Origin of the sequence: Pseudomonas sp. UMAB-40 (assembly GCF_900095275.1) — a bacterium.
In the GTDB taxonomy this organism is placed as follows: Bacteria; Pseudomonadota; Gammaproteobacteria; order Pseudomonadales; family Pseudomonadaceae; genus Aquipseudomonas; species Aquipseudomonas mandelii_B.
The window spans coordinates 108,429-111,371 of sequence record NZ_LT607576.1 but is presented as its reverse complement, the minus strand read 5'-3'; the positions used below and the strand labels follow the sequence as shown (position 1 = coordinate 111,371).

1 protein-coding gene is annotated in these 2,943 nt (G+C 59.6%); it reads right to left on the bottom strand.

Features of this window, described 5'->3' with window-relative positions; all coding sequences use genetic code 11:
- A partial coding sequence (locus tag K0F88_RS28665) for a hypothetical protein (protein ID WP_219097465.1) occupies positions 1-2,714 on the bottom strand: 2,714 nt, incomplete at its 3' end.
- Between the last annotated feature and the right edge of the window lie 229 nt (positions 2,715-2,943).

Here is a 2,943-nt window from a genome sequence, read left to right as displayed (position 1 = left end):
CCTTTGGAAACGGCGCCATCGAGCACATCGACTTGCTGGCCTTTGCTGGCCGTGCCGGTCAGCGTGATGCTGGTATCAACCGTGGGCTCGCCTTCGGCAATCTCATCCCCGTTGGAGTTGGTTGCAGCGATGATCGCAGGTTTCACATCTGCCACGGCCTTAATCGTATAAGTACGCAGCGGAAACGACACCGTTGTGGCCTCATTGGCCACCTTGTCGAAGCTCACTTTGAAAGCGATCGTAACCTCACTTCCATCCTTGAGTGTTTTCAACCACTCAATTGAGGCCCGGGTGACCAGACCGTCGACAGAGGCATGAGCGGCTCCTTGCCATATTGGCAGGGGCGCAGGCTGACCATTTTCCAGCGTACCGTCGTAACGGAGCCAAATTCGTTGTCCCGACAATTGCAAAGGCCATCGTGCAATACGCAACTGTTCGGTCCCGACCAGGCTAGTGACATCCAGTTCAGAGCCGTTCGCGCCATCGATCGCCGGGGTCGGCAGTGCGGTCGCAGGTATCGTCAGCACTGCCAAGGCCAGGATGTCCGAGGGCTTCGGCGTGTCGCCACGGATGACGGTATAGCTCACCGTCACCGGCTTGCCCAAAGCGAAGGCCACCACCGAGTTCGGAATCTCGATCTCCTTGATCCCCACCGTCCCCACCTCCACCGCCACGGTGGTGTGCGAGCCTTCTGCCGGCGTGCCCGCTGCGCCGGTCCAGGTCACGCTGATTTTGTCCGTGCCCAGCATGCCGGTGTAATGCGGTACGACGATGGTCAGGGTGTCCTTGGCCGCGACCGGGTCCAGGCTGGTGTTGTTCGGGGCCTGCTTCACCGTTGGCGGTTTCAGCTCCAGCTCCGCCTCCACCCTGACGGTGTAGGTCCGCAACGGAAACCTGACCATCGTGACGGCATCAGGCGTCTTGCCAAAGTTGACGCCAAACGTGAGGGTCACCGTCGAGCCGTCCTTGAGGGCTTTCAGCCACTCAATGGCCACTGCCGTGAACAGCCCATTAGTCGTTGCATGTGGCGCCCCTTCCCAGACCACCTTGTCCGTCGGATTACCCTCTTTATCAACCCCGTCATACCGCAGCCAGACACGGTGGTTGGGCACCTGAAGCAGCCACGCGGCAACCCTCAATTGAGCGGTGTCCGGCAGCTCGGCGACATTCAGGAACCCATCATCCGTCGCGCCATCGATTGTCAGCTTAGGTAACCGTGGGTCCTCATCCGCAATCCGATTGACCGTCACCACCAGCGGCAACGACTCGGCAAACTCCTGCCCACCACGAATCAGCTTCCAGGCCAACTGCGGCACCTTGCCGTGCCACAGACCGAGGAAAGTCGCATCCAGCGTGAAGACGGCGATGGTCTGATCCAGCGGCAACGTGGGAAATGCCGGCGAACCCGGCAACGGATTGAGCAGGACCAGTCGCGCCTGATCCCCCGGCAGCGATGCCGCAAAAGCGACCTGTACCGTCACACCTTGCGGGTAAGCGAGTGGATCGACCGGATTGGCGGCTGGGACTGGCGGATCCAGGGTAATCGGACTTTCACCGGTCACCTGCGCCATAGCGGTTGCCGAAGTGGCGATCACCGCACCACCCCGTTTCAGCGTATACACCACCGTCACCGCACTCCGGGCGATGACCTTGTCGTTCGGCACCTGAAGTATGCAAGGCTTCTTTTGCCCGAACGGATCAGCCTCCACCACGCCATTCACCGGCACCACGACATCCACCGGTTGCCCCGGTATTTTCGCCGTGTAGGTTGCTTCAATGGTATCGCCCGGCTGGAAACGGTGGTCGGTGGTGATGACAATCACCAGCAGCGGTCCACCGGCCAGCTTGTCCAGTTCGATCAGGGTGGAATCATCCCCTGGATAATCCTCCATCCTTTCGAGCAGGATCGGCGCGTTCAGGCGAGTGCCGGCCAGGTCTTCCTCCACCGTTTGCGACGCCGACCACACCGCGTCTGTGTCCGGCGTGTTGCCGAGCTGGTCGGTGACGGTGTAGGAAAAATCGAGCTTGCCACCTGGTCTTACCGCGTTTTCCAGGTAGGCACGGGTGACGGTAAAACACACGGTGATCGGGTTCGGCGAGCCCGGATTCGGTGGCTGTGGAGCCTCATCCGCGCGGACCTTGTGGGTCATGATCTCGCCGTTGCATTTCAAGGTGATCGTGTCGTGGGCTCGGCAGTACGGATAGGACACGCACACACTCGCGCTGACAAAATCAGCGCCTACGCCGTTGAGGATTTCGTCGGGCAGCAGCAATGCCAGCTCGGAATGGCCGTCGACCTCGGGTTTGGTGTCTTTCAGGCCGGGGCGGATCTTGTTGTAGAGCAGGGTCAGTTCAAGCGAGGTGCCGATGTTCTGACTGCCGCGCATGATCGTGTAAAAAAGCACGTTGAAACGGTCGGGATGCAAACGGCCCTTGGGGATGCGCAGCGTGGTGATGGCGTTTACATCGGTGATGATTTCACTGTCCAGGAACGTGGTGTCGCCCTCCAGCCACAGCTCAATCACATCGCCCGGATCGACGGTGCCCGACAACGGCGGATCCACCTGGACGGTCGCGCCCAAGCCATCGATGACCAGGTCATAGATCACCAGCGAGACGCCGATGTCCGCGCCTTCAACCGGTTGGGTAGCCCCCACTACTCGGGGGGGATACAGCGCGAGGATGGTGTTGTCGGGGGATTGGGCTGTGGTCATGATTGAGGCTCCGGCACGATGGAAGATGGCTGGAGTTATCAAATAGCGGAATGGTAATGGCGGCTACTGTCAGATCTGACAGTGGCGATGAGTGGTCATGAGGGTTTATGTGCGTTGATTTCATGCGTTGGATTTGGCAATCAATCAAAATCCACGTTAAAAACGCCAGATATTTAAAGGATTTTTACCCATGAGCTCGATCCTCGACCTGGAGATCTTCGTTCGCACC